Annotated in this window: 25 protein-coding genes and 1 pseudogene; 20 read left to right on the forward strand and 6 right to left on the reverse strand. The window is 57.7% G+C overall.

Going from position 1 to position 25,140, the window contains the following annotated elements; translation table 11 throughout:
• Positions 1-140: 140 nt before the first annotated feature.
• From cysJ to cysH, 3 genes are read left to right on the forward strand one after another with little or no spacing between them, the layout of a single operon-like run.
• The gene (cysJ, locus tag AC0TN7_RS14585) at positions 141-1,946 is read left to right on the forward strand and encodes an NADPH-dependent assimilatory sulfite reductase flavoprotein subunit (protein WP_267217483.1); all 1,806 of its coding nucleotides are present in this window, start codon (positions 141-143) and stop codon (positions 1,944-1,946) included.
• Positions 1,946-3,658 (forward strand): assimilatory sulfite reductase (NADPH) hemoprotein subunit, encoded by a 1,713-nt coding sequence (cysI, locus tag AC0TN7_RS14590; protein WP_024909261.1) that lies wholly within the window; start codon positions 1,946-1,948, stop codon positions 3,656-3,658. Before cysJ ends, cysI begins: the two co-directional genes overlap by 1 nt.
• A gap of 15 nt (positions 3,659-3,673) precedes the next feature.
• Positions 3,674-4,408, forward strand: coding sequence for a phosphoadenosine phosphosulfate reductase (gene cysH, locus AC0TN7_RS14595; protein WP_024909260.1), 735 nt, complete (start codon positions 3,674-3,676; stop codon positions 4,406-4,408).
• A 117-nt stretch (positions 4,409-4,525) separates the two neighbouring features.
• Here cysH and AC0TN7_RS14600 read toward each other — a convergent pair whose 3' ends face one another.
• Positions 4,526-5,569, reverse strand: coding sequence for an aminopeptidase (locus AC0TN7_RS14600; protein WP_267217484.1), 1,044 nt, complete (start codon positions 5,567-5,569; stop codon positions 4,526-4,528).
• A 237-nt stretch (positions 5,570-5,806) separates the two neighbouring features.
• On the opposite strand from AC0TN7_RS14600, the gene cysG reads away from it, so the two are divergent.
• From cysG to AC0TN7_RS14655, 11 genes are all read left to right on the forward strand, one after another.
• Complete coding sequence (gene cysG, locus AC0TN7_RS14605) at positions 5,807-7,165, forward strand: siroheme synthase CysG (RefSeq protein WP_473702230.1); 1,359 nt, start codon at positions 5,807-5,809, stop codon at positions 7,163-7,165.
• A gap of 9 nt (positions 7,166-7,174) precedes the next feature.
• A complete protein-coding gene (gene cysD / locus AC0TN7_RS14610) occupies positions 7,175-8,083 on the forward strand; it encodes a sulfate adenylyltransferase subunit CysD (RefSeq protein ID WP_006811770.1) in 909 nt (302 codons plus the stop codon).
• A gap of 9 nt (positions 8,084-8,092) precedes the next feature.
• Complete coding sequence (gene cysN / locus AC0TN7_RS14615) at positions 8,093-9,517, forward strand: sulfate adenylyltransferase subunit CysN (RefSeq protein WP_267217485.1); 1,425 nt, start codon at positions 8,093-8,095, stop codon at positions 9,515-9,517.
• Complete coding sequence (gene cysC / locus AC0TN7_RS14620; protein ID WP_010434543.1) at positions 9,517-10,122, forward strand: adenylyl-sulfate kinase; 606 nt, start codon at positions 9,517-9,519, stop codon at positions 10,120-10,122. Before cysN ends, cysC begins: the two co-directional genes overlap by 1 nt.
• Before the next feature lie 58 nt (positions 10,123-10,180).
• Positions 10,181-10,507, forward strand: a complete 327-nt coding sequence (locus AC0TN7_RS14625; protein ID WP_008499610.1) for a DUF3561 family protein — start codon at positions 10,181-10,183, stop codon at positions 10,505-10,507.
• Positions 10,508-10,673: 166 nt separating this feature from the next.
• Positions 10,674-10,985 carry a cell division protein FtsB gene (ftsB, locus tag AC0TN7_RS14630; protein WP_008499609.1) on the forward strand — a complete coding sequence of 104 codons (312 nt, stop codon included), beginning with the start codon at positions 10,674-10,676 and terminating at the stop codon, positions 10,983-10,985.
• Between the two features lie 19 nt (positions 10,986-11,004).
• A complete protein-coding gene (gene ispD, locus AC0TN7_RS14635) occupies positions 11,005-11,715 on the forward strand; it encodes a 2-C-methyl-D-erythritol 4-phosphate cytidylyltransferase (protein ID WP_024909255.1) in 711 nt (236 codons plus the stop codon).
• Positions 11,715-12,194 carry a 2-C-methyl-D-erythritol 2,4-cyclodiphosphate synthase gene (ispF, locus tag AC0TN7_RS14640; protein WP_008499607.1) on the forward strand — a complete coding sequence of 160 codons (480 nt, stop codon included), beginning with the start codon at positions 11,715-11,717 and terminating at the stop codon, positions 12,192-12,194. The genes ispD and ispF overlap by 1 nt, the downstream gene beginning before the upstream one ends.
• Positions 12,191-13,240, forward strand: a complete 1,050-nt coding sequence (truD, locus tag AC0TN7_RS14645) for a tRNA pseudouridine(13) synthase TruD (protein ID WP_267217486.1) — start codon at positions 12,191-12,193, stop codon at positions 13,238-13,240. The genes ispF and truD overlap by 4 nt, the downstream gene beginning before the upstream one ends.
• Positions 13,221-13,982, forward strand: a complete 762-nt coding sequence (surE, locus tag AC0TN7_RS14650; RefSeq protein WP_021241911.1) for a 5'/3'-nucleotidase SurE — start codon at positions 13,221-13,223, stop codon at positions 13,980-13,982. The genes truD and surE overlap by 20 nt, the downstream gene beginning before the upstream one ends.
• Positions 13,976-14,602, forward strand: a complete 627-nt coding sequence (locus AC0TN7_RS14655) for a protein-L-isoaspartate(D-aspartate) O-methyltransferase (RefSeq protein WP_157189659.1) — start codon at positions 13,976-13,978, stop codon at positions 14,600-14,602. The genes surE and AC0TN7_RS14655 overlap by 7 nt, the downstream gene beginning before the upstream one ends.
• Before the next feature lie 94 nt (positions 14,603-14,696).
• Here AC0TN7_RS14655 and AC0TN7_RS14660 read toward each other — a convergent pair whose 3' ends face one another.
• Positions 14,697-14,828 carry a peptidase gene (locus tag AC0TN7_RS14660; protein ID WP_240613107.1) on the reverse strand — a complete coding sequence of 44 codons (132 nt, stop codon included), beginning with the start codon at positions 14,826-14,828 and terminating at the stop codon, positions 14,697-14,699.
• Between AC0TN7_RS14660 and nlpD the strand changes: the two genes are divergently transcribed.
• Positions 14,770-15,843 (forward strand): murein hydrolase activator NlpD, encoded by a 1,074-nt coding sequence (gene nlpD / locus AC0TN7_RS14665; RefSeq protein WP_248165794.1) that lies wholly within the window; start codon positions 14,770-14,772, stop codon positions 15,841-15,843. The genes AC0TN7_RS14660 and nlpD overlap by 59 nt on opposite strands.
• A 59-nt stretch (positions 15,844-15,902) precedes the next feature.
• Complete coding sequence (gene rpoS / locus AC0TN7_RS14670) at positions 15,903-16,895, forward strand: RNA polymerase sigma factor RpoS (RefSeq protein WP_008499600.1); 993 nt, start codon at positions 15,903-15,905, stop codon at positions 16,893-16,895.
• Positions 16,896-16,947: 52 nt separating this feature from the next.
• Here rpoS and AC0TN7_RS14675 read toward each other — a convergent pair whose 3' ends face one another.
• On the reverse strand, positions 16,948-17,328 hold the full coding sequence (locus AC0TN7_RS14675) for a DUF4440 domain-containing protein (RefSeq protein ID WP_024909252.1): 381 nt from the start codon (positions 17,326-17,328) through the stop codon (positions 16,948-16,950).
• Positions 17,325-18,527: pseudogene (locus AC0TN7_RS14680) on the reverse strand (MFS transporter). The gene AC0TN7_RS14675 and the pseudogene AC0TN7_RS14680 overlap by 4 nt, the downstream one beginning before the upstream one ends.
• 108 nt (positions 18,528-18,635) lie before the next feature.
• Between AC0TN7_RS14680 and AC0TN7_RS14685 the strand changes: the two are divergent.
• Positions 18,636-19,523, forward strand: coding sequence for a LysR family transcriptional regulator (locus AC0TN7_RS14685; protein WP_208763928.1), 888 nt, complete (start codon positions 18,636-18,638; stop codon positions 19,521-19,523).
• On the opposite strand, the gene AC0TN7_RS14690 is transcribed toward AC0TN7_RS14685, so the two are convergent.
• Positions 19,520-19,927 (reverse strand): MarR family winged helix-turn-helix transcriptional regulator, encoded by a 408-nt coding sequence (locus AC0TN7_RS14690; RefSeq protein WP_024909249.1) that lies wholly within the window; start codon positions 19,925-19,927, stop codon positions 19,520-19,522. The two genes, AC0TN7_RS14685 and AC0TN7_RS14690, sit on opposite strands and share 4 nt — an antisense overlap.
• 171 nt (positions 19,928-20,098) lie before the next feature.
• On the opposite strand from AC0TN7_RS14690, the gene AC0TN7_RS14695 reads away from it, so the two are divergent.
• The 3 genes from AC0TN7_RS14695 to AC0TN7_RS14705 are packed head-to-tail and all read left to right on the forward strand — an operon-like array spanning position 20,099 to position 22,350.
• Positions 20,099-20,701 (forward strand): non-oxidative hydroxyarylic acid decarboxylases subunit B, encoded by a 603-nt coding sequence (locus AC0TN7_RS14695; RefSeq protein ID WP_024909248.1) that lies wholly within the window; start codon positions 20,099-20,101, stop codon positions 20,699-20,701.
• Positions 20,691-22,118, forward strand: a complete 1,428-nt coding sequence (locus AC0TN7_RS14700; RefSeq protein WP_473702231.1) for a non-oxidative hydroxyarylic acid decarboxylases subunit C — start codon at positions 20,691-20,693, stop codon at positions 22,116-22,118. The genes AC0TN7_RS14695 and AC0TN7_RS14700 overlap by 11 nt, the downstream gene beginning before the upstream one ends.
• 10 nt (positions 22,119-22,128) lie before the next feature.
• Positions 22,129-22,350, forward strand: coding sequence for a non-oxidative hydroxyarylic acid decarboxylases subunit D (locus tag AC0TN7_RS14705; protein ID WP_003862116.1), 222 nt, complete (start codon positions 22,129-22,131; stop codon positions 22,348-22,350).
• A 138-nt stretch (positions 22,351-22,488) separates the two neighbouring features.
• Here AC0TN7_RS14705 and mutS read toward each other — a convergent pair whose 3' ends face one another.
• Positions 22,489-25,050: a DNA mismatch repair protein MutS gene (mutS, locus tag AC0TN7_RS14710; RefSeq protein WP_248272341.1), complete on the reverse strand. Its 2,562-nt coding sequence runs from the start codon at positions 25,048-25,050 to the stop codon at positions 22,489-22,491.
• Positions 25,051-25,140: the final 90 nt, after the last annotated feature.

The following is a 25,140-nucleotide window of genomic DNA, read 5'->3' on the forward strand; positions in this document are numbered from 1 at the left end:
GACAACCAAAACAGGTTAGTCCATTTGGTTATTTATTATTTCCATCCCTTCTTTAATTGTTATTATCCTCGCCGTTAACCTTATCTTCAGTTTGGATTTATTCGCTTAAAGTCCGCTTGGCTACTGGAACATAACGACGCATGACAACACAGGCCCCACCTTCAAATTTGCTTCCCCTGAACCCGGAGCAACTGGCGCGCCTTCAGGCTGCCACCTCTGATTTTTCTCCCACTCAGCTTGCCTGGGTCTCCGGTTATTTCTGGGGAATGCTCAATCAGCAGCCTGGCGCTGTGGCGGGTGCACCGGTAACGGCCGTTGAAATTCCGGCCATTACCCTGATTTCCGCCTCGCAGACGGGCAATGCCCGCCGCGTGGCCGAGGCGCTGCGTGACGACCTGCTGGCCGCCAAACTGAACGTGAACCTGGTCAATGCCGGGGATTATAAATTCAAACAAATCGCGTCAGAAAAACTGCTGGTGGTTGTGGCCTCAACGCAGGGTGAAGGTGAACCCGCAGAAGAAGCGGTGGCCCTGCACAAGTTCCTGTTCTCGAAAAAAGCGCCGAAGCTGGATGGCACGGCGTTTGCCGTGTTTGGCCTGGGCGATACCTCCTATGAATTCTTCTGCCAGTCCGGTAAAGACTTCGACAGCAGGCTGGCGGAACTGGGCGCGGAGCGTCTGCTGGACCGCGTTGACGCGGATGTCGAATACCAGACCGCCGCCGCCGAATGGCGTGCACGCATCGTTGAGGTGTTAAAAGCGCGCGTGCCGAAAGAGACGTCGACGCAGGCCGCGTTCACCGCGACGGGTGCTGTTAACGACATCCACACCAGCCCGTACACCAAAGAGGCGCCGCTGACGGCGAGCCTGTCGGTGAACCAAAAAATTACCGGCCGCGACTCGGAAAAAGACGTGCGCCATATCGAAATCGATCTGGGAGACTCGGGCCTGCGCTATCAGCCGGGCGATGCGCTGGGTATCTGGTATCAGAACGATCCGGCGCTGGTGAAAGAACTGGTTGAGCTGCTGTGGCTGAAAGGCGACGAGCCTGTCACCGTTGACGGCAAAACCCAGCCGCTTTCAGAGGCGCTGCAGTGGCATTTCGAACTGACGGTGAACACCCCGAATATCGTCGAAAACTATGCCACCTTGACGCGCAGCGAATCCCTGCTGCCGCTGGTGGGCGATAAAGCGAAGCTGCAGCATTACGCCGCGACGACGCCGATTGTCGATATGGTGCGCTTCTCTCCGGCTCAGCTGGATGCCGATGCGCTGATCGGTCTGCTGCGTCCGCTGACACCGCGCCTGTACTCCATCGCCTCTTCGCAAGCCGAAGTGGAGAGTGAAGTGCATGTTACCGTCGGCGTGGTGCGCTACGATATCGAAGGCCGCGCCCGTACGGGTGGGGCATCAGGCTTCCTGGCGGACCGCGTGGAAGAAGAGGGCGAAGTGCGCGTCTTTATCGAGCACAACGACAACTTCCGCCTGCCGGCAAACCCGGAAACCCCGGTCATCATGATTGGCCCTGGCACCGGCATTGCGCCGTTCCGCGCCTTTATGCAGCAGCGCGCGGCAGATGAAGCGCCGGGTAAAAACTGGCTCTTCTTCGGCAACCCGCACTTTACTGAAGATTTCCTCTACCAGGTTGAGTGGCAGCGCTATGTGAAAGAAGGCGTTCTGACCCGCATCGATCTGGCCTGGTCCCGCGATCAGAAAGAAAAAGTATACGTACAAGACAAACTGCGCGCACAGGGCGCAGAGCTGTGGCGCTGGATCAATGACGGTGCCCACATTTATGTCTGCGGCGACGCCAATCGTATGGCGAAAGACGTTGAGCAGGCACTGCTGGAAGTGATTGCCGAATTCGGCGGTATGGATGCCGAAGCGGCAGACGAATTTTTAAGTGAGCTGCGCGTTGAGCGCCGTTATCAGCGAGATGTCTACTAATGAGCGAAAAACATCCAGGGCCACTGGTGGTCGAAGGTAAATTGACAGACGCCGAGCGCATGAAGCTGGAAAGCAACTATCTGCGCGGCACCATTGCTGAAGATCTGAATGACGGTCTCACCGGCGGTTTCAAAGGCGACAACTTCCTGCTGATCCGTTTTCACGGCATGTACCAGCAGGACGACCGCGACATCCGCGCCGAGCGTGCAGAACAGAAGCTGGAGCCGCGTCACGCGATGCTGCTGCGCTGCCGTCTGCCGGGCGGGGTGATTACCACCAAACAGTGGCAGGCGATCGACAAGTTTGCCGGTGAAAACACGATCTACGGCAGCATCCGTCTGACCAACCGTCAGACCTTCCAGTTCCACGGTATTCTGAAGAAGAACGTCAAGCCGGTGCACCAGATGCTGCACTCCGTTGGGCTGGACGCGCTGGCGACCGCCAACGACATGAACCGTAACGTGCTTTGCACCTCGAATCCGTATGAATCCGAGCTGCATGCCGAAGCGTACGAGTGGGCGAAGAAGATCTCCGAGCACCTGCTGCCGCGCACGCGCGCCTACGCAGAGATTTGGCTCGATCAGGAAAAAGTCGCCACCACCGACGAAGAGCCGATCCTTGGCCAGACCTACCTGCCGCGTAAGTTTAAAACCACGGTCGTTATTCCACCGCAGAACGATATCGACCTGCACGCCAACGACATGAACTTCGTGGCGATTGCCGAAAACGGCAAGCTGATTGGCTTTAACCTGCTGGTGGGCGGCGGCCTCTCCATTGAGCACGGTAACAAGAAAACCTACGCCCGCACCGCAAGCGAGTTCGGCTTCCTGCCGCTGGAGCACACGCTGGCCGTGGCGGAAGCGGTAGTGACCACCCAGCGCGACTGGGGCAACCGTACAGACCGTAAAAACGCGAAAACCAAATACACCCTGGAGCGCGTGGGCGTTGAGACGTTCAAAGCGGAAGTGGAGCGTCGTGCGGGCATCAAATTCGAGCCGATCCGCCCTTACGAATTCACCGGTCGCGGCGATCGCATCGGCTGGGTGAAAGGCATCGATAATAAATGGCACCTGACGCTGTTTATCGAAAACGGCCGTATTCTGGATTATCCGGGCCGTCCGCTGAAAACCGGTCTGCTGGAAATTGCTAAGATCCATAAAGGCGAGTTCCGCATTACCGCTAACCAGAATCTCATTATTGCCGGCGTGCCGGAGAGCCAGAAGGCGAAGATCGAGAAGCTGGCGCGCGAACATGGGTTGATGGATGCGGTGAAGCCGCAGCGCGAAAACTCAATGGCCTGCGTGTCGTTCCCGACCTGTCCGCTGGCGATGGCCGAAGCGGAGCGTTTCCTGCCGTCATTTACTGACAAGGTAGAAGCGATTCTGGAAAAACACGGTATTCCGGACGAGCATATTGTTATGCGCGTCACCGGCTGCCCGAACGGCTGCGGCCGCGCGATGCTGGCCGAGCTGGGTCTGGTGGGGAAAGCGCCGGGGCGTTATAACCTGCACCTGGGCGGTAACCGAATCGGTACGCGCATCCCGCGTATGTTCCGGGAGAACATCACCGAGCCGGAAATTCTTGATTCCATCGACGAGCTTGTCGGGCGCTGGGCGAAAGAGCGTGAAGCGGGTGAAGGCTTCGGCGACTTTACGGTGCGTGCGGGCATCATTCGCCCGGTGCTCGATCCCGCCAGGGATTTCTGGGAGTAACCACGAGAGGTAATTATGTCCGTACTCGATCTAAACGCGCTTAACGCATTGCCAAAAGTCGAACGCATTCTGGCACTCGCAGAAACCAATGCCCACCTTGAAAAGCTGGACGCCGAAGGGCGCGTGGCGTGGGCGCTGGAAAACCTGCCGGGAGACTATGTGCTGTCGTCGAGCTTTGGTATTCAGGCGGCGGTCAGCCTGCATCTGGTGAATCAGATCCGTCCGGACATTCCGGTGATCCTCACCGATACCGGCTACCTGTTCCCGGAAACCTACCAGTTTATTGACGAGCTGACGGACAAGCTCAAGCTGAACCTCAAAGTTTACCGCGCGACGGAAAGCGCGGCCTGGCAGGAGGCGCGCTACGGTAAGCTGTGGGAACAGGGCGTTGAGGGCATTGAGAAATACAATGAGATCAACAAAGTTGAGCCGATGAACCGGGCGCTGAAAGAGCTCAATGCGCAGACATGGTTTGCTGGCCTGCGCCGCGAGCAGTCCGGCAGCCGGGCAACCTTGCCGGTGCTGGCGGTCCAGCGCGGGGTGTTTAAAGTGCTGCCGATTATCGACTGGGATAACCGGACGGTGTATCAGTATCTGCAAAAGCACGGGCTGAAGTACCATCCGCTGTGGGACCAGGGCTATCTGTCGGTGGGTGACACCCACACCACGCGCAAATGGGAACCGGGAATGGCGGAAGAAGAGACGCGATTCTTTGGGCTGAAGCGCGAGTGCGGGCTGCACGAAGGGTGATCCTATATCCTCCCCCTCACCCTAACCCTCTCCCCAAAGGGGAGAGGGGATTGCTCGGAGCCGTCTTTTCACCCTCGCCCCTTTGGGGAGAGGGCAGGGGTGAGGGGAAAATAAGCACTAGGCTTTCCCCGCTTTCGCCAGCTCCTTCACCAGCGGCAGCATCACCTTCACCACATCACGGCTGCGGTGCTCAATCCGCTGCGGCAGCGCGCGATCGATGTGCTGCTGATTATCCAGCATCACGTTGTGCCAGCTTGTCCCGTCCGGGAAGGCTTTCGATTTAGCCCGCTGCTGGTAGCCATCTTTTTTGCCCAGCGCCCAGTTTGTCGCTTCGACATACAGCACCGGAATACCCGCCTTATCGAACACTTCCCCGTCGTTGCAGCAGCCCGTTCCTCGCGGATAATCCGGGTTACCGCCGGGGTTGCTGGTAGCATAAACCCCGTGGCTGCGGGCAATCGCCAGCGCACGGTCTCGCGTCAGTTTCCGCACGGTACCCGGCGTACTTTGCCCGCTGTTGAAATAGAGCTTGTCGCCGACGATCAGGTTATCGAGGTTGATCACCAGCAACGTATTTTTCCTCTCCTCAGCGCTCATGCGTTTAAGGAGATTCTCAGCGCCGAGTTTGCCCTCTTCTTCACCGCTGGTGGCCACGAAACGGATACCATACTGGGTTGGAATATCCTTCATCCGCTCGGCCAGTTCGAGCATCACGCCCAGGCCTGCCGCGTTGTCGTCCATGCCCTGCAGCGTCAGCCCGCCGAGGTTGTTATCCGTATCGGCGTCACTCATCGGGGCGTAGGTATCAAGGTGCGCCATAATAATAATTTGCTCTTTTGCGGTACCTTCATGCGCCGCGATAACCGTACTGCCGGTCACGTTATGCCAGTTTTTCGTTTTGTTTCGTGAGGTATAGACGTAGCGGCTGTGAAACGACCGGATGTCGCTCTGGTAGCCCATCCCGGCAAACTGCTGGCGAAGATAGTCCGCGGAGAGCATTTCCGCAGGCGAACCGGTCATACGGCCAGGAAAGACGGTGGCAATATGCCGCGCCTGCATAGTGGCGATTTCACCATAAGGTTGGTTTTTTGCCTGGGCAGGAAGAATAAAGCAAACGCCGAGCGCCAGGGCAGCAATACGGTGGCGCGTTGCGGAGAACATAGTGAGTCCTTAAAAACTGAGCAAAATAATAACCCGCTTAGTATGAAACTGTGATCGTCCATACACAATTTGAATTGCTCTTAAATGCCCGAAATTTCGCGTGTTAAGCACTTTTTGGTATTAGCTTTTTCACGGCGTTATTCCATTGAGTAACTACTCATTCCAATTCGTAATTTCATTCGGTCTAAGCCGCCCCCTATAGTCCCTCTATTCCTCGTTGTTAGTGAGTTGTTGCTTGTGGACTATCTGCCCTTATTTGCCGCGATAAAAGAGAAGCCGGTGCTGGTTGTTGGCACGGGTGAAATTGCCGATCGCAAAATTGCGTTTCTGCAGCGCGCAGGGGCGCAGGTGCGGGTAGTAGCAGAAGCGGATTTCGACGAATCCCAAATCGACAGCGTCGTGCTGGTGATTGCGGCGACCGAAGATCGCGACCTGAACCGGCGGATTTCCGAGGCCGCTCAGGCCCGCTACCGCCTGGTGAACGTGGTGGACGACCAGCCTTTATGCTCGTTTATCTTCCCGTCGATCGTTGACCGTTCGCCGCTGCTGGTGGCGATCTCCTCCGGCGGTACCGCACCGGTGCTGGCGCGCGTGCTGCGGGAAAAAATCGAAGCGCTGCTGCCGACCAGCCTCGGGCGCATGGCGGAAAAAGCCAGCTACTGGCGCAACCATCTGAAAACCCGCCTGACCAGCGTGACGGAACGCCGTCGCTTCTGGGAACGCGTGTTTCGCGGCCGCTTTGCCAGCCTGATGCATGCCGGCAATGAGACGGCGGCGCAGAAAATTCTTGAAGACGAACTGGATAACCCCGGCAGCACCGGCGGGGAGATCATTCTGGTAGGCGCAGGACCGGGCGATGCCGGGCTCCTGACGCTGCGCGGACTGCAGGTGCTGCAGGACGCGGACGTGGTGTTTTACGACCATCTGGTTACCGACGGCGTGCGCGAGCTGATCCGTCGCGACGCGGAGCAAATCTGCGTCGGCAAACGGGCTGGCGAGCACTCTGTGCCGCAGCACGACACCAACCAGATGCTGATTGACGCCGCCAAAGCCGGTAAAACCGTGGTGCGCCTGAAAGGGGGCGATCCGTTTATCTTCGGTCGCGGCGGCGAGGAGCTGCAGGCGGCAGCCGAAGCGGGCGTACCGTTCCAGGTGGTGCCCGGCATTACGGCGGCCTCTGCGGTAACGGCCTACGCCGGTATCCCGCTGACCCACCGCGATTACGCCCAGAGCGTGACCTTTGTGACCGGCCACTACAAGGCCGACAGCACACCGCTCGACTGGTCCCATCTCGCCCAGAGCCGCCAGACGCTGGCGATTTACATGGGCACGATGAAGGCGGCGGATATCAGCGAACAGCTTATTCAGCACGGTCGCGAGGCGACGACGCCCGTTGCCGTCATTTCTCGCGGCACGCGCGTCGATCAGCACGTTGCGACGGGCACCCTGGAACAACTTGCAACCCTGGCGAAAGACGCCCCGATGCCCGCCCTGATCGTGGTGGGAGAAGTGGTGCAGCTGCACAGCACGCTCGCCTGGTTCCAACACACAACCGATACAGAAGGCTTTGGTTCTTCTGTCGTAAATTTGGCTTAAGGAACGGTTATGGACCAAAAACGTCTTACACACCTGCGGCAGCTCGAAGCGGAGAGTATCCATATCATCCGCGAAGTGGCCGCCGAGTTTTCTAACCCGGTGATGATGTACTCCATCGGTAAAGATTCCAGCGTCATGCTGCATCTGGCGCGTAAAGCGTTTTATCCGGGCACGCTGCCGTTCCCGCTGCTGCACGTGGATACCGGCTGGAAATTCCGCGAGATGTATGAGTTTCGCGACCGTACCGCCAAAGCCTACGGCTGCGAGCTGCTGGTGCATAAAAACCCGGAAGGGGTGGCGATGGGCATTAACCCGTTCGTGCACGGCAGCGCCAAGCATACCGATATCATGAAAACCGAAGGGCTGAAACAGGCGCTGAATAAATACGGTTTTGACGCTGCTTTTGGCGGCGCGCGCCGTGACGAAGAGAAATCCCGCGCCAAAGAGCGTATCTACTCCTTCCGCGACCGCTTCCACCGCTGGGACCCCAAAAACCAGCGCCCGGAGCTGTGGCACAACTACAATGGTCAGATCAACAAAGGCGAAAGCATTCGCGTCTTCCCGCTCTCTAACTGGACCGAGCTGGATATCTGGCAGTACATCTATCTGGAAAACATCGAGATCGTTCCGCTGTATCTGGCCGCCGAGCGCCCGGTGCTGGAGCGCGACGGCATGCTGATGATGATCGACGACGATCGCATCGACCTGCAGCCGGGTGAAGTGATCAAGAAACAGATGGTCCGTTTCCGCACCCTCGGCTGCTGGCCGCTGACCGGCGCGGTGGAATCCAGCGCGCAGACGCTGCCGGAGATCATTGAAGAGATGCTGGTGTCCACCACCAGTGAGCGACAGGGGCGCGTGATTGACCGCGATCAGGCAGGCTCCATGGAGCTGAAGAAACGTCAGGGTTATTTCTAAGGAGCCGCCATGAACACCACTATTGCTCAACAAATTGCCAACGAAGGCGGCGTGGAAGCCTATCTGCACGCGCAGCAACATAAAAGCCTGCTGCGTTTTCTGACCTGCGGCAGCGTGGATGACGGTAAAAGTACCCTGATTGGCCGCCTGCTGCACGATACGCGCCAGATTTACGAAGATCAGCTCTCTTCCCTGCATAACGACAGTAAACGTCACGGTACCCAGGGGGAAAAACTCGACCTGGCCCTGCTGGTGGACGGCCTGCAGGCGGAGCGCGAGCAGGGCATCACCATCGACGTGGCCTACCGCTATTTCTCTACCGAGAAACGCAAATTTATTATCGCCGACACCCCGGGGCACGAACAGTACACCCGCAATATGGCGACCGGCGCGTCGACCTGCGACCTGGCGATCCTGCTGATGGACGCGCGTAAAGGCGTGCTGGATCAGACCCGTCGTCACAGCTTTATCTCCACGCTGCTGGGGATCAAACATCTGGTGGTGGCGGTCAACAAGATGGATCTGGTGAACTTCAGCGAAGAGAAGTTCGAGGAGATCCGCCAGAGCTACCTGACCTTTGCCGAGCAGCTGCCGGGCAACCTGGATATCCGCTTTGTGCCGCTCTCGGCGCTGGAAGGGGATAACGTCGCCTCCCAGAGCGCGACCATGCCGTGGTACAGCGGCCCGACGCTGCTGGAGGTGCTGGAAACCGTTGAAATTCAGCGCGTGGTCGACACCCAGCCGATGCGCTTCCCGGTGCAGTACGTTAACCGTCCTAACCTCGATTTCCGCGGTTTCTCAGGTACCCTCGCGTCAGGCTCCGTGAAGGTCGGCCAGCGCGTTAAGGTGCTGCCATCCGGCGTGGAATCCACCATCGCCCGCATCGTCACCTTCGACGGTGACCTGCAGGAAGCGGGCGCCGGTGAAGCCGTAACGCTGGTGCTGAAAGACGAGATTGATATCAGCCGGGGCGATCTGCTGGTGGATGCCCAGGAAACCCTGGCCGCCGTACAGGGGGCTTCCGTGGACGTGGTGTGGATGGCGGAGCAACCGCTGACGTCGGGCCAGAGCTACGACATCAAAATTGCCGGCAAGAAAACCCGCGCCCGCGTGGACGGTATTCAGTTCCAGGTGGACATCAACAACCTGACCCAGCGTGAGGTTACCGAACTGCCGCTGAATGGCATCGGTCTGGTCGATCTGACCTTCGACGAACCGCTGGTGCTGGATCCGTATCAGCAGAACCCGGTGACGGGGGGGCTTATCTTTATCGACAGGCTGACCAACGTTACCGTCGGGGCCGGTATGGTCCGCGAACCGATTAAACAGTCTGTCGTGGCGTCTGAATTCAGTGCCTTCGAGCTGGAACTGAACGCGCTGGTGCGTAAACACTTCCCGCACTGGGGCGCACGCGATCTGCTGGGAGGCAAGTAATGGCTGCCCATGATGAGAACGTCGTCTGGCATCCTCATCCGGTCACCGTCGCCCAGCGCGAACAGCTCCACGGTCACCGTGGGGTTGTGCTGTGGTTTACCGGGCTGTCCGGCTCGGGTAAATCAACGGTAGCGGGCGCGCTGGAAGAGGCATTGCATCAGCAGGGCGTAAGCACGTACCTGCTGGATGGTGACAACGTGCGTCACGGCCTGTGCAGCGATTTAGGGTTTAGCGACGACGACCGTAAAGAGAACATCCGCCGGGTGGGCGAAGTGGCCAGCCTGATGGCGGACGCCGGGCTGGTGGTGTTGACCGCGTTTATCTCTCCGCACCGCGCCGAGCGCCAGATGGTGCGTGAACGCGTGGGCCAGGATCGCTTTATCGAGGTGTTTGTTGATACGCCGCTGGAAATTTGCGAAGCGCGCGACCCGAAAGGGCTGTACAAAAAAGCGCGTGCCGGAGAACTGCGAAACTTCACCGGAATTGACGCGGTATACGAAGCGCCTGAATCGCCTGAAATTCACCTGGAGGGTCAACAATTGGTAACAAATTTAGTAAGCCAATTATTAGACCTGCTCAGACGGGACGATATTATCAGATCCTGAGACGGTATCGTTCGGGAGCTGTCTTCCCGAACGATGAGTCACGGTCACAGGATTAGCTATGCGCAACAGTGAACATTACATCACCACCACCGGGTCGGAGCCGCTCGCGACCGACGACGAAACGACCTGGTCATTTCCTGGGGCCATCATCGGCTTCGTCTCATGGTTGCTGGCGCTGGGTATCCCGTTTCTCATCTACGGCGGTAACACGCTGTTCTTCTTTCTCTACACCTGGCCTTTCTTTCTGGCGCTGATGCCCGTGGCGGTTGTCGTCGGCATTGCGCTGCACTCGTTGCTCAACGGTAAGCTCCTGTACAGCACCGTGGTCACGATTGTGACGGTGGTTCTGATGTTTGGTCTGTTATTTTTGTGGCTCATGGGCTAACTTCAGCCATAATTCAAACCGTAACCAACTGTGTAACGATATTGTGCAGGACGATTCTGCGGAAAAAATGTGGTACATTTGCCCGCGATGTTGCGGCATCTCTGTTACCCCGGCGTAGTGCTCTGGGGAAGTCTTGGGATGATGATGCCGTTTTTCAGGGGGCAGGATGGGTAAACTAACGCTGCTGTTGCTGGCTTTGCTAATCTGGCTGCAATATTCGCTGTGGTTCGGTAAGAACGGACTGCACGACTATAGCCGGGTAAGCGATGACGTCGCGGCTCAGCAGGCAACAAACGCCAAACTTAAGGCGCGAAACGATCAACTCTTTGCTGAAATTGATGACCTCAATGGCGGGCAAGAGGCGATTGAGGAACGCGCACGCAATGAACTCAGTATGACTAAGCCGGGCGAAACCTTTTATCGTCTGGTTCCGGATGCGTCTAAACGCAATCAGGGCTCAGCACAAAACAATCGATAATCAGGCCCAGGATTACGACATGGCAGTAACTTTTTCGGACGTATGCGCCGTGGTGCCGGCCGCAGGTTTTGGCCGGCGCATGCAGACAGAATGTCCCAAGCAGTACCTCTCTATTGGCGATAAAACGATCCTCGAGCACGCCGTGGCGGCGCTGCTGGCGCACCCGCGGGTGACGCGGGTGATTATCGCTATCAGCCCTGGCGATGCGCGCTTTGCGCAGCTGCCGCTGGCAAATCATCCACAGATTACCGTCGTTGACGGTGGCGCCGAGCGCGCCGATTCCGTGCTGGCGGGCATTCAGGCCGCCGGTAACGCGCCGTGGGTGCTGGTGCATGACGCGGCGCGTCCGTGCCTCCATCAGGACGACCTTGCGCGTCTGCTGGCCCTGAGCGAAACAAGCAAGGTTGGCGGGATTCTGGCCGCACCGGTGCGCGACACCATGAAGCGCGCCGAGCCGGGTAAACAGGCTATTGCCCACACCGTCGATCGCGTCGATTTATGGCACGCGCTGACGCCACAATTTTTCCCCCGCGAATTACTCCACGACTGCTTAACGCGTGCGCTTAGAGAAGGTGCAACCATCACGGACGAAGCCTCTGCGCTGGAATATTGCGGTTTCCACCCTGAGCTTGTTGAAGGACGCGCTGATAATATTAAAGTGACGCGTCCGGAAGATTTACAGCTCGCGGAATTCTATCTTACCCGTTCGACCCATCAGGAGAAGGCATAATGCGAATTGGACACGGTTTTGATGTACACGCCTTTGGCGGAGAAGGCCCAATTATCATTGGCGGCGTGCGCATTCCTTATGAAAAAGGACTGCTGGCGCATTCTGATGGCGACGTGGCGCTGCATGCGCTGACCGACGCGCTGTTGGGCGCGGCCGCGCTGGGTGATATCGGCAAGCTGTTCCCGGACACCGACCCGGCATTTAAAGGCGCGGACAGCCGCGAACTGCTGCGCGAAGCGTGGCGCCGCATTCAGGCGAAAGGCTACACCCTCGGCAACGTCGACGTGACGATTATTGCCCAGGCCCCGAAAATGCTGCCGCACATTCCGCAGATGCGCGTGTTTATTGCAGAAGATCTGGGCTGCCATATGGACGACGTGAACGTCAAAGCGACGACGACCGAGAAGCTGGGCTTTACCGGGCGTGGCGAAGGGATTGCCTGTGAAGCCGTTGCGCTGCTGGTGAAGGCGAGCAAATGACAGACTTCGACAACCTGACATACCTGCACGGTAAACCGCAGGGGAACGGGGTGCTGAAAGCCAGCCCTGAAGACTTCCTCGTGGTGGAGGATCTGGGCTTTGAGCCGGATGGCGAAGGCGAACATATCCTGGTGCGTATTCTGAAAAATGGCTGCAATACCCGCTTTGTGGCCGACGCGCTGGCAAAATTCCTTAAAATTCATGCCCGCGAAGTGAGCTTTGCCGGGCAGAAAGATAAACACGCCGTCACTGAACAGTGGCTCTGCGCGCGCGTTCCCGGTAATACGATGCCTGATTTAAGCAAATTTGAGCTTGAAGGCTGTAAGGTACTGGAATTCGCCCGCCACAAGCGCAAACTGCGTCTGGGGGCGTTGAAGGGTAACGACTTTACGCTGGTGCTGCGGGAAGTGACCCACTGCGAAGACGTTGAAAAACGTCTGAACACTATCAGTGAACGCGGCGTGCCGAACTACTTTGGCGCGCAGCGCTTTGGTATTGGCGGCAGCAACCTGCAGGGCGCGCTGCGCTGGGCGCAAAGCGATGCACCGGTGCGGGACAGGAATAAACGCAGTTTTTGGTTGTCGGCGGCCCGCAGTGCGTTGTTTAATCAGATTGTGAGCGAAAGGCTGAAAAAACCGGACGCGAATCAAGTTGTTGTTGGCGATGCGCTACAATTAGCGGGACGCGGAAGCTGGTTTGTGGCAACGGCCGAAGAAATGGCCGATGTGCAGTCGCGCGTGGACGCAAAAGCGCTGATGATTACCGCCGCGCTGCCCGGTACGGGCGACTGGGGAACACAGGGCGACGCGCTGGCCGCCGAGCAAGCAGCCGTAGCGGATGCGCCAGAACTGCAATCCTTGCTGGTGCGGGAAAAAGTCGACGCGGCACGCCGCGCAATGCTGCTCTATCCGCAGCAGTTAAGCTGGAACTGGTGGGATGACGTAACCGTCGAGTTACGCTTCTGGCTGCCGGCAGGTAGCTTTGCCACCAGTGTTGTCAGGGAACTTATCAACACCTCGGGTGATTATGCGAATATTGCTGAGTAACGATGACGGGATCCACGCGCCGGGCATTCAGACCCTGGCGAAACACCTCCGTGAATTTGCGGATGTGCAGGTCGTGGCACCCGATCGTAACCGCAGTGGAGCGTCTAACTCGCTGACGCTGGAGTCGTCGCTTCGCACCTTTACCTTTGAAAATGGCGATATTGCCGTGCAGATGGGCACGCCAACCGACTGCGTTTTTCTGGGCGTGAACGCGCTGATGCGTCCGCGTCCGGATATCGTCGTCTCCGGCATTAACGCCGGGCCTAACCTCGGCGATGACGTGATTTACTCCGGTACCGTGGCGGCCGCAATGGAAGGGCGCCATCTGGGGTTCCCGGCGCTGGCGGTCTCGTTGAACGGCTACACGCACTACGACACCGCCGCTGCGGTGACCTGTTCGATCCTGCGGGCACTCGGCCGCGAGCCGTTGCGTACCGGGCGCATCCTCAACATCAACGTGCCGGATCTTCCTCTCGATGAAATTAAAGGCATTCGCGTCACCCGTTGCGGAAGCCGACATCCTGCCGATCAGGTGATCCCGCAGCAGGATCCGCGCGGCAACACGCTTTACTGGATTGGCCCTCCTGGCGATAAGTGCGATGCGGGTCCGGATACCGACTTTGCCGCCGTAGAAGAAGGCTATGTTTCGGTTACCCCGCTGCACGTAGATTTAACCGCGTATAGCGCGCATGATGTGGTGTCGGGCTGGCTGGATCGCGCAGGAGTGAACGCGCAATGGTAAACAAACGTGTACAAACTCTTCTGGAACAACTCCGCGCGCAGGGGATCCGCGACGAGCACGTGCTTGAAGCGCTTGCTCAGGTTCCGCGTGAGAAATTTGTAGATGAGGCGTTTGAACACAAAGCGTGGGAAAACGTGGCGCTGCCCATCGGGCAGGGCCAGACGATTTCGCAGCCTTATATGGTAGCGCGGATGACGGAGCTGCTGGAGCTGACGCCCGACTCCCGCGTGCTGGAGATTGGCACCGGGTCGGGGTATCAGACTGCGATCCTGGCGCATCTGGTGCACCATGTATGCTCCGTTGAGCGGATTAAAGGTTTACAGTGGCAGGCGCGTCGTCGCCTGAAACAACTTGATTTACATAATGTTTCGACACGACACGGTGATGGATGGCAGGGTTGGAAAGCTCGCGCCCCGTTTGACGCCATCATCGTGACGGCGGCCCCGCCTGAAATTCCAGCTGCCCTGTTATCGCAGCTGGATGAGGGGGGCATTCTGGTTCTGCCTGTCGGGGACGAGCAGCAGCTGTTGAAGCGCGTTCGTCGACGCGGCGGCGAGTATATTATCGACACCGTGGAAGCCGTGCGCTTTGTGCCTCTGGTGAAGGGGGAGTTGGCCTGAGACTCGGAATTATCCAGGGTTATTAAGGCAAATTCAGCGTATGGTGTGGCGCGAAAGATTCGTGCCATCACGGTAAATTTTAAGTCACTGGTAGTTAAAACATTCCTGGGGGATAAATGAGCGCGGGAAGCCCTAAATTCACCATCAGCCGTGTTGCGGCATTATCACTGGTTTCGCTCTGGCTGGCAGGTTGTACAAGTTCTAACAACGCGCCTGCGCCCGTCAGTTCCGTCGGCGGAAGCAGCGGCTCCGGTAACACGTCCAGCGGAATGTTAATCACGCCGCCACCTAAAATGGGGACGGCTGCGCCGCAGAAAACACCACAAATTCAGCCTGTGCAACATCCTGTTACACAGCCAATGCAGGTTCAGCCAGTTGAACAACCTGTTCAGACCCAAAATGGCCGCATAGTCTATAACCGCCAGTATGGGAACATTCCGAAAGGCAGCTACACCGGTGGCAGCACCTATACCGTGAAACGCGGCGATACGCTGTTCTACATTGCGTGGATCACCGGGAACGATTTCCGTGACCTCGCGCAGCGCAATAACGTCCAGGCCCCATACGGTCTGGAAGTCGGGCAAACGCTCCAGGTGGGTAACGCGACGGGCACGCCGCTGACCCCTGGCAACACCGTTTCAGCGGCCGATGTGACGGCGCAGAATAACAGCGTTAAGCCTGCACAAAAATCCACCACGGTGGTTGCTTCACAACCTGTAATTACGTATTCTGAGGATTCAGGTGATCAGACTGCTAACAAAATGTTGCCGAATAATAAAGGGACTGCGACTGCTGTCACAGCACCGGTTACGGCACCTGTGGTTAGCTCTACTGAACCGACTGCCAGCAGTATGACCTCCAGTTCGCCGATTTCTGCATGGCGCTGGCCGACTGACGGCAAGGTTATCGAAAACTTCTCTTCCTCCGAAGGGGGAAATAAAGGGATCGATATCGCAGGGAGTAAAGGACAGGCTATCATCGCGACCGCAGATGGACGCGTTGTGTATGCCGGCAATGCTCTGCGCGGTTACGGTAATCTTATTATCATCAAACATAACGATGATTACCTGAGTGCCTACGCCCATAACGACACAATGCTGGTCCGGGAACAACAAGAAGTTAAGGCGGGGCAAAAAATCGCTACCATGGGTAGCACCGGAACCAGTTCTACACGCTTGCATTTTGAAATTCGTTACAAGGGGAAATCCGTAAACCCGCTGCAGTACTTGCCGCAGCGATAATTTGACGGGGCATGCCAGCCAGGGTGTCTCGTTCAGGGATCACGGGTAGGAGCCACCTTATGAGTCAGAATACGCTGAAAGTTCATGATTTAAATGAAGACGCGGAATTTGATGAGAACGGAGTAGAGGCTTTTGACGAAAAAGCCTTAGTAGAAGAGGAACCCAGTGATAACGATTTGGCTGAAGAAGAGCTGTTATCGCAGGGTGCCACACAGCGTGTACTGGACGCGACTCAGCTTTACCTTGGGGAGATTGGTTACTCCCCACTGCTAACGGCCGAAGAAGAAGTCTATTTCGCACGTCGTGCTTTGCGTGGTGATGTGGCCTCGCGTCGTCGCATGATTGAAAGTAACCTGCGACTGGTCGTGAAAATTGCCCGCCGTTACGGCAATCGTGGTCTGGCTCTGCTGGATCTGATTGAAGAGGGCAACCTGGGTCTCATCCGCGCAGTTGAGAAGTTTGACCCGGAACGCGGGTTCCGTTTCTCAACCTACGCGACCTGGTGGATTCGTCAGACCATCGAACGGGCTATTATGAACCAGACCCGTACGATCCGCCTGCCGATTCACATCGTCAAAGAGTTGAACGTTTATCTGCGCACCGCGCGCGAGTTGTCCCATAAACTGGACCACGAGCCAAGCGCAGAAGAAATTGCCGAACAACTCGATAAACCGGTTGATGACGTAAGCCGTATGCTGCGTCTCAACGAGCGCATTACCTCCGTTGACACCCCGCTGGGTGGCGACTCCGAAAAAGCGCTGCTGGACATCCTGGCCGATGAAAAAGACAACGGCCCGGAAGACACCACGCAGGACGATGACATGAAGCAGAGCATCGTCAAATGGCTGTTCGAACTGAACGCCAAACAGCGTGAAGTGCTGGCACGTCGTTTCGGTTTACTGGGGTATGAAGCTGCGACACTGGAAGACGTCGGCCGCGAAATTGGCCTGACCCGTGAACGTGTTCGTCAGATTCAGGTTGAAGGTCTACGCCGCCTGCGTGAAATCCTGCAGGGGCAAGGTCTGAATATCGAAGCGCTGTTCCGCGAATAAGCAACCTTTCGTCAAAAAAGGCCCGTCGTGAGACGGGCCTTTTTCTTTTGTGTTACGGTTGCGTCGCCGTCTCGTGCAGCAGACGCCACACTATCCGATCGCCTTCCTGATTGAGCACCGCGGTTGACCAGCGCACGTTAACGGGCTGGTCCGGCCGGGTTTGCGTCTCCCGGTAATGGAGTACCGCGCCGTGAGGCCATGCCTGGCGCGTTGTTAATTCATCAATGACGATCTTCAGTCCGGGACGGCTTCCGCGCTGTTTTTCCAGAAAGCTGACAAGGCCGTCATAGTCGATATGAACGCCGCCCGGCGGGATCATCAGAAAATCGGGACGAAAACGGGCGTGCAGGGCGTCGGAATCACCTTCACCTTTGCCTAACCAGTCTTCAAGCGCAATGTGGAGGTCGATAATGTCGTGTTCGAAAGGCGTCATGAATTCTCCTGTCGCAGCTGGGTGAGCACCTGCGAATTGTTAAGACGAAAAACATACAGTACAGGCAGCAAGGTCATGCCTGCTGCAAAAATAAACATCCCGTGCCAGGCGGCGAGCGGTGGCATCCACGCCTGAGCCAGGTTCAGCACTTGGGCAAGCAGCAGGGCACCGGCAAAAAAGCTCAGCTGACGATTGAGATTCCACAGCGCGCTGGCATCGGGCATCTCTTCCCGGCGCGTTGTCAGAAACGCGCTGCTCTGAGCCGTACTGCTGCACAGGCTTCCTCCCGCGCCCATCAGGGTAAACGCAACGGCAGGCAGCAGCGTAGCCGAACTGATGTTAATCAATAGCAGGATACCCGTGGCCTGCAACAGGCAGCCGATGACGATCAGCGGCCGGGGACCGATACGGTTAAAATAACGTCCCGTTGCCGTGATGGCGATAAACGATGCCACGGACCACGGCAGCATGAGCATCCCCGTTGCGGCTGGGCTCATGTTCGCCACGTGCTGAAGATAAAACATGCCCGTGACGTTCACCCCAATAAATACGCCAGGAACGCATAAATAGACAAGCATGGAAAAACGTAAAAGTGGGTCCGCGAGCAACGACAGGTTTAACAGTCTGGCCGCTTTCATCGTGGGTTTTTCGTGTTTAAGCCACAGGCAGGCCAGAGCAAAGGTCACGATAGCGACCGGTAGCGTAGCGAAAAAGATCCATCGCCAGCCCAGCGTCTGCACCAGCACGCCGCCGACAGCCGGGGAGCAGGCCGGGGCAAGCAGCGCGACCAGCATCACCGCCGAGGAGAGTCTGGCACGCTCGTGAGGGTTATATTGTTGCCAGGTCAGCGCCTGTCCGACGGGGATCAGTAAGCCTCCTCCCACGCCCTGAAGCACTCGCCAGGCGATCAGACTTTCAAGCGTTGCAGACAGGCCCGCCGCTGCGGAGGCTGCGCTAAACAGAAAAAGTGAGAGCAGGATGACGCGCTTGGGCCCGATGCGGCGCGTGAGCACGCTGCTAAACGGGATCACCAGCGTCAGGCCGGCAATGTACCCGTTACTAACCTAGGTAAGGGCCGAAGGCGTGGCGTTAAAGGCGTGAGCCATTGCCGGGAACGCGACGCTGGCAATGAACATGTTGATCAAATCAAGAAAAAAGCCCAGCAGATAAACAACGGCGACTTTGCTGCGATACGTCATGGTGGATCCTCCGGTGAGGTGGCGTATCGTATCGGCTCGGTAATCACGGATAAACCTGACAAAGCGCGATATACTGTCAAAAATATTTTGACAGTAAAGGGCGTGATGATGATTAACCTGCAGCGGACGCAGATGTTTGTCGCGGTGGCCGACACCGGCAGTTTTACGGCGGCCGCCGAGGCGATGGGGCTGACAAAAGCGGTCGTCAGCTTCAATATTCGCCAGCTTGAAGATGAGCTGGGCGTTACGCTGCTGCTGCGCTCCACCCGTCGACTGACGTTAACCGAGGCGGGCGCGCTTTTTCATCAACGCAGCGTGGCGCTTCTGAAGGATGCCGAACGGCTGCAGGATGATGTCCGTGCGAATCATGCGGGGCTTACTGGCGAACTGCGGATCACCACTACGCCCGAGTATGGCTCACAGGTGGTGGTGCCGCTGCTGGCCAGGTTTAGCCAGCAGCACCCGGATCTTCGCGTACGACATGCTTCGTCGTCCCTGCACGCCGACCTTATCTCGGAGCGCTTTGACGTGGCCATCCGGCTGGGAACGCTTGCCGATTCGCGCAACCACGCCGCGCTGATTTCGCACTTTTCTATTCTCCCTGTGGCGACGCCCGGGTGGCTCGTTAACCATCCGATAGAAACGCTTGCGCAGCTGGCGCAAGCCGACTGGATCATCCACGAGCGCCTGGCCTCGCCGCTGCGCTGGCAGGTGAGAGATGCCAGCGGTGCGCCTGAAATACTGGAGATAAAACAAGCGCCGCGCCTGTTTGCCGACAGCGCTCAGGCCCTTATGGCTTTTGCGCTCGCAGGCGGTGGGGTGGCGTTACTGCCGGAATGGCTGGTACGCGGTGCGCTTGATGCGGGAAAACTGGCCCCGGTATTACCGGAATATACCTTTGCGCGGCAGGGTATCTATGCGGTGTATCCTGATGCCCGGCATGTGTCAGCGAAAGTGCGCACCTTTATCGATTTTATGCGCACCAGCGTGAATTAATCGTGCATCATCTTTTTGATGAGCGCCGAGAACTGCTCCCGTTCGGCCTTGCTTAGACGGCCTAAAAAGGCCTCATCAACTTCATTGCCTACCGGCTTGCAGTCTGCAAGCAGGGCTTCCCCTTCTGGCGTCAGGAAGACAAAGCGACGGCGCTTATCCGCAGGGTCGTGCTCGCGTTTGACCAGACCACGCGCCTCCATGCGGCTGAGCATCTCCGCCAGGGTCGCTTTCGTGCTGACCGCGACTTCAGTCAATGCCACCTGTTCAATGCCTGGATGCTCGGCAATGGAGCGCATCACCGCATACTGTGGCTTGGTCAGTTCCGGCAAGGCATGTTGCCACTGCGCGGTATGCTGTTGAAAAAGCTGACGTAACAGGTGGAACGCCTCTTGTCTTAGTTCCATGAACACTCCGACGGAAAAAATCTCCCCCTATGATAGCCGCTATTGCTCTCAATTTTAACGCGGCATTTTTTAGCCATTCGTGTGATCGTATGCGAACGATCTTGTCAGCAAAACAATCCTGGAGTAGCTTATTTATAATGTTCGTGTACGAACAAATTATTGAGGTGATGAATGAGATTGATAGTAGGAATGACGGGAGCAACGGGCGCGCCGCTGGGTGTGGCTTTATTGCAGGCACTGCGTGACATGCCGGAGGTGGAAACCCATCTGGTGATGTCTAAGTGGGCAAAAACCACCATTGAGCTGGAAACGCCTTACACCGCGCAGGACGTCGCTGCGCTGGCTGACGTTGTCCACAGCCCGGCTGACCAGGCCGCCACTATCTCTTCCGGCTCGTTTCGCACCGACGGCATGATCGTCATTCCCTGCAGCATGAAAACGCTGGCGGGCATCCGCGCTGGCTATGCCGAAGGGCTGGTGGGACGTGCGGCGGATGTGGTGTTGAAAGAGGGGCGCAAGCTAGTGCTGGTTCCCCGTGAAACGCCGCTCAGCACCATTCATCTTGAGAACATGCTTGCGCTCTCCCGCATGGGCGTGGCGATGGTGCCGCCTATGCCTGCGTATTACAACCACCCGCAGACCGCCGATGACATTACCCAGCATATTGTGACCCGCGTGCTCGACCAGTTCGGTCTGGAGCATAAAAAGGCGCGACGCTGGAACGGGCTGCGGGAGGCGAAACATTTTTCACAGGAGAATAAAGATGGCATTTGATGATTTGAGAAGCTTCCTCCAGGCGCTCGATGAGCAAGGGCAACTGCTGAAAATTGAGGAAGAGGTAAACGCCGAGCCCGATCTGGCAGCGGCAGCCAACGCGACCGGCCGCATTGGCGACGGCGCGCCCGCGCTGTGGTTCGACAACATTCGTGGCTTTACCGATGCCCGCGTGGTGATGAACACCATCGGCTCCTGGCAGAACCACGCCATTTCGATGGGGCTGCCGGCGAACACTCCGGTAAAAAAACAGATCGACGAGTTTATCCGCCGCTGGGATAAATTCCCGATAGCGCCAGAGCGCCGCGCCAATCCGGCCTGGGCGCAGAATACGGTGGACGGTGAAGACATTAACCTGTTCGATATTCTGCCGCTGTTCCGTCTGAACGACGGCGACGGGGGTTTCTATCTCGATAAAGCGTGCGTCGTCTCGCGCGATCCGCTTGACCCGGATCACTTCGGCAAGCAGAACGTCGGCATCTATCGCATGGAAGTGAAGGGTAAGCGCAAGCTCGGCCTGCAGCCGGTACCGATGCACGATATCGCTCTGCATCTGCACAAAGCCGAAGAGCGCGGCGAAGACCTGCCGATTGCCATTACCCTCGGCAACGATCCGATCATTACCCTGATGGGCGCGACGCCGCTGAAATACGATCAGTCAGAGTATGAAATGGCCGGCGCGCTGCGTGAAAGCCCATATCCGATTGCCACCGCGCCGCTGACCGGCTTCGACGTGCCGTGGGGTTCTGAAGTGATCCTGGAAGGGGTGATTGAGGGCCGCAAGCGTGAAATCGAAGGGCCTTTCGGCGAGTTTACCGGGCACTACTCCGGTGGCCGTAACATGACGGTTGTCCGTATCGACAAAGTCTCTTACCGCACCAAACCGATTTTCGAATCCCTTTACCTTGGCATGCCGTGGACCGAGATCGACTATCTGATGGGACCGGCTACCTGCGTGCCGCTCTACCAGCAGCTGAAAGCAGAATTCCCGGAAGTGCAGGCGGTTAACGCGATGTACACCCACGGTCTGCTGGCGATTATCTCCACCAAAAAACGCTACGGCGGTTTTGCCCGCGCGGTCGGTTTACGTGCCATGACCACGCCGCACGGTCTGGGCTACGTGAAGATGGTGATCATGGTGGATGAGGATGTCGACCCGTTCAACCTCCCGCAGGTGATGTGGGCGCTGTCATCGAAGGTCAACCCGGCAGGCGATCTGATGCAGCTGCCGAACATGTCGGTGCTGGAACTGGATCCTGGATCCAGCCCGGCGGGCATTACCGACAAACTGATTATCGATGCCACCACGCCTGTCGCGCCGGATACCCGGGGCCACTATAGCCAGCCGGTACAGGATCTCCCCGAAACCAAAGCCTGGGCTGAAAAACTGACCGCGATGCTGGCTGCACGCCAATAAGGAGGAAAAGATGATTTGTCCACGTTGTGCCGATGAGCATATTGAAGTGATGGCGACGTCGCCGGTAAAAGGGGTCTGGACCGTTTATCAGTGCCAGCATTGTTTGTATACCTGGCGCGACACTGAACCGTTGCGTCGTACCAGCCGCGAACATTACCCGGAAGCGTTCCGCATGACGCAGAAGGATATCGATGAGGCGCCGCAGGTGCCGACAATCCCGCCGCTGTTGTAAAAAAAGCCCGGTGGCGCTGCGCTTACCGGGCGATAATATTGTGCGGTCTTTTTCCCGGTGGCGCTGCGCTTACCGGGCCTACGGGTTTGTAGGTCGGGTAAGGCGAAGCCGCCACCCGACAAAACAGACCGCAGAGAACTAAACCAGACTCTTCAACCGATAAATCCACTCCAGCGCCTGACGCGGCGTCAGTGAATCCGGATCGAGGTTTTCCAGCGCTTCCACGGCAGGCGATGTCTCTTCCGCCGGTACCAGCAGCGACATCTGCGTACCATCAATCTGCGTCGCCGCCGCATTCGGTGACAGGCTTTCCAGTTCACGCAGTTTCTGACGCGCGCGCTTGATCACCTCTTTCGGTACACCAGCCAGCGCCGCAACGGCCAGACCATAGCTCTTGCTTGCCGCGCCATCCTGCACCGTGTGCATGAAGGCGATAGTGTCGCCGTGCTCCAGCGCATCAAGGTGGACGTTAGCCACCCCTTCCATTTTCTCCGGCAGCTGCGTCAGCTCGAAGTAGTGGGTGGCGAACAGCGTCATGGCCTTGATTTTGTTCGCGAGGCTTTCCGCACAGGCCCATGCCAGCGACAGACCGTCATAGGTTGAGGTTCCGCGTCCGACTTCGTCCATCAGCACCAGGCTGTGCTCCGTCGCGTTATGCAGAATATTAGCCGTTTCAGTCATCTCGACCATGAAGGTAGAGCGACCACTCGCCAGATCGTCCGCAGCCCCGACGCGGGTAAAGATGCGGTCGATGGGGCCAATCTCCACGTTTTGCGCCGGGACGTAGCTGCCGATATACGCAAGCAGCGCAATCAGCGCCGTCTGCCGCATATAGGTACTCTTACCGCCCATGTTCGGACCGGTAATGATCAGCATTCTTCTCTGTGGTGACAGGCTCAGCGGGTTGGCGATGAACGGTTCATTCAGCACCTGCTCTACCACAGGGTGACGACCTTCAGTGATACGAATGCCAGGCTTGTCGGTAAAGGTCGGGCAGGAGTAGTTCAGCGTTTCCGCGCGTTCTGCCAGGTTCACCAGCACGTCCAGTTCCGCCAGCGCGCTGGCGCTCAGCTGCAGGTCTGCCAGGTGCGGCATCAGCATGTCGAACAGCTCGTCATAAAGCTGTTTTTCCAGCGCCAGCGCTTTACCTTTCGAGGTGAGGACTTTGTCTTCGTACTCTTTCAGTTCAGGAATGATGTAGCGTTCGGCGTTTTTCAACGTCTGGCGACGCACGTAGTGAATCGGCGCCAGATGGCTCTGCCCGCGGCTGATCTGAATATAGTAGCCGTGTACCGCGTTATAACCCACTTTCAGGGTGTCGAGCCCAAGACGTTCGCGCTCGCGGATTTCCAGCTTGTCGAGGTAGTCCGTCGCACCGTCGGCCAGCGCGCGCCATTCGTCCAGCTCCTCGTTGTAGCCAGGGGCAATCACGCCGCCATCACGCACCAGAACCGGAGGCGCATCGATAATGGCGCGCTCCAGCAGTTCGCGTAGCTCGGTAAATTCGCCCATGGTTTCGCGGAGTTTCTGTACCGGCGCGCTGTCAACATCGCTCAGCTGCGCACGGAGTTCCGGCAGCTGCTGGAAAGCATGACGCATCCGCGCGAGGTCGCGCGGTCGTGCCGTGCGCAGTGCCAGACGAGCAAGGATACGCTCCAGATCGCCCACCTGGCGCAGGACCGGCTGCAGCTCGGTATAGCGATCCTGCAGCGCAGCAATCGTCTGCTGACGGCAAACCAGCGTATCGGTATCGCGAATCGGCATATGCAGCCAGCGTTTCAGCATGCGGCTGCCCATTGGCGTTACCGTACTGTCGAGGACCGACGCGAGCGTGTTTTCTACGCCACCCGCCAGGTTCTGCGTGATCTCCAGATTACGGCGCGTGGCGGCATCCATGATGATGCTGTCCTGCTGGCGCTCCATGGTGATAGAGCGGATATGCGGCAGGGAGGTGCGCTGGGTATCTTTCACGTACTGCAGGAGACACCCTGCCGCACACAGCCCGCGCGGGGCATTTTCAACGCCAAAGCCAATCAGGTCGCGGGTGCCAAACTGAAGATTCAGCTGCTGGCGCGCGGTATCAATTTCGAATTCCCACAGCGGACGACGACGCAACCCACGACGACCTTCAATCAGCGCCATTTCGGCGAAATCTTCGGCATAGAGCAATTCTGCCGGGTTGGTGCGCTGCAGTTCGGCTGCCATCGTTTCACGGTCGGCCGGTTCACTCAGACGAAAACGTCCGGAGCTGATATCCAGCGTCGCGTAGCCAAAGCCTTTACCGTCCTGCCACAGCGCTGCCAGCAGGTTATCCTGGCGCTCCTGTAACAGGGCTTCATCACTGATGGTGCCAGGCGTGACGATGCGCACGACTTTGCGTTCCACCGGGCCTTTTGAGGTCGCCGGATCGCCGATCTGTTCGCAGATGGCGACGGACTCACCCTGATTCACCAGTTTCGCCAGGTAGTTTTCTACCGCGTGGTGCGGGATACCTGCCATCGGGATGGGTTCACCTGCCGATGCGCCACGTTTGGTCAACGAGATGTCGAGCAGCTGCGATGCACGCTTAGCATCGTCATAAAACAGCTCGTAAAAATCACCCATACGGTAAAACAGCAGGATTTCCGGATGCTGTGCCTTCAGCTTCAGATACTGCTGCATCATCGGCGTATGTGCGTCGAAATTGTCGATTGTGCTCATGGAGTTATGATGTCCATTTCTTTGAATATAAACCGTTTTGATCGGCTCAGTGGCCGTTTGTTCCTTCTATTGTCGCATGAAAAAAAGGTC

The sequence above is a fragment of the Enterobacter sp. PL_is511 genome, assembly GCF_055816065.1.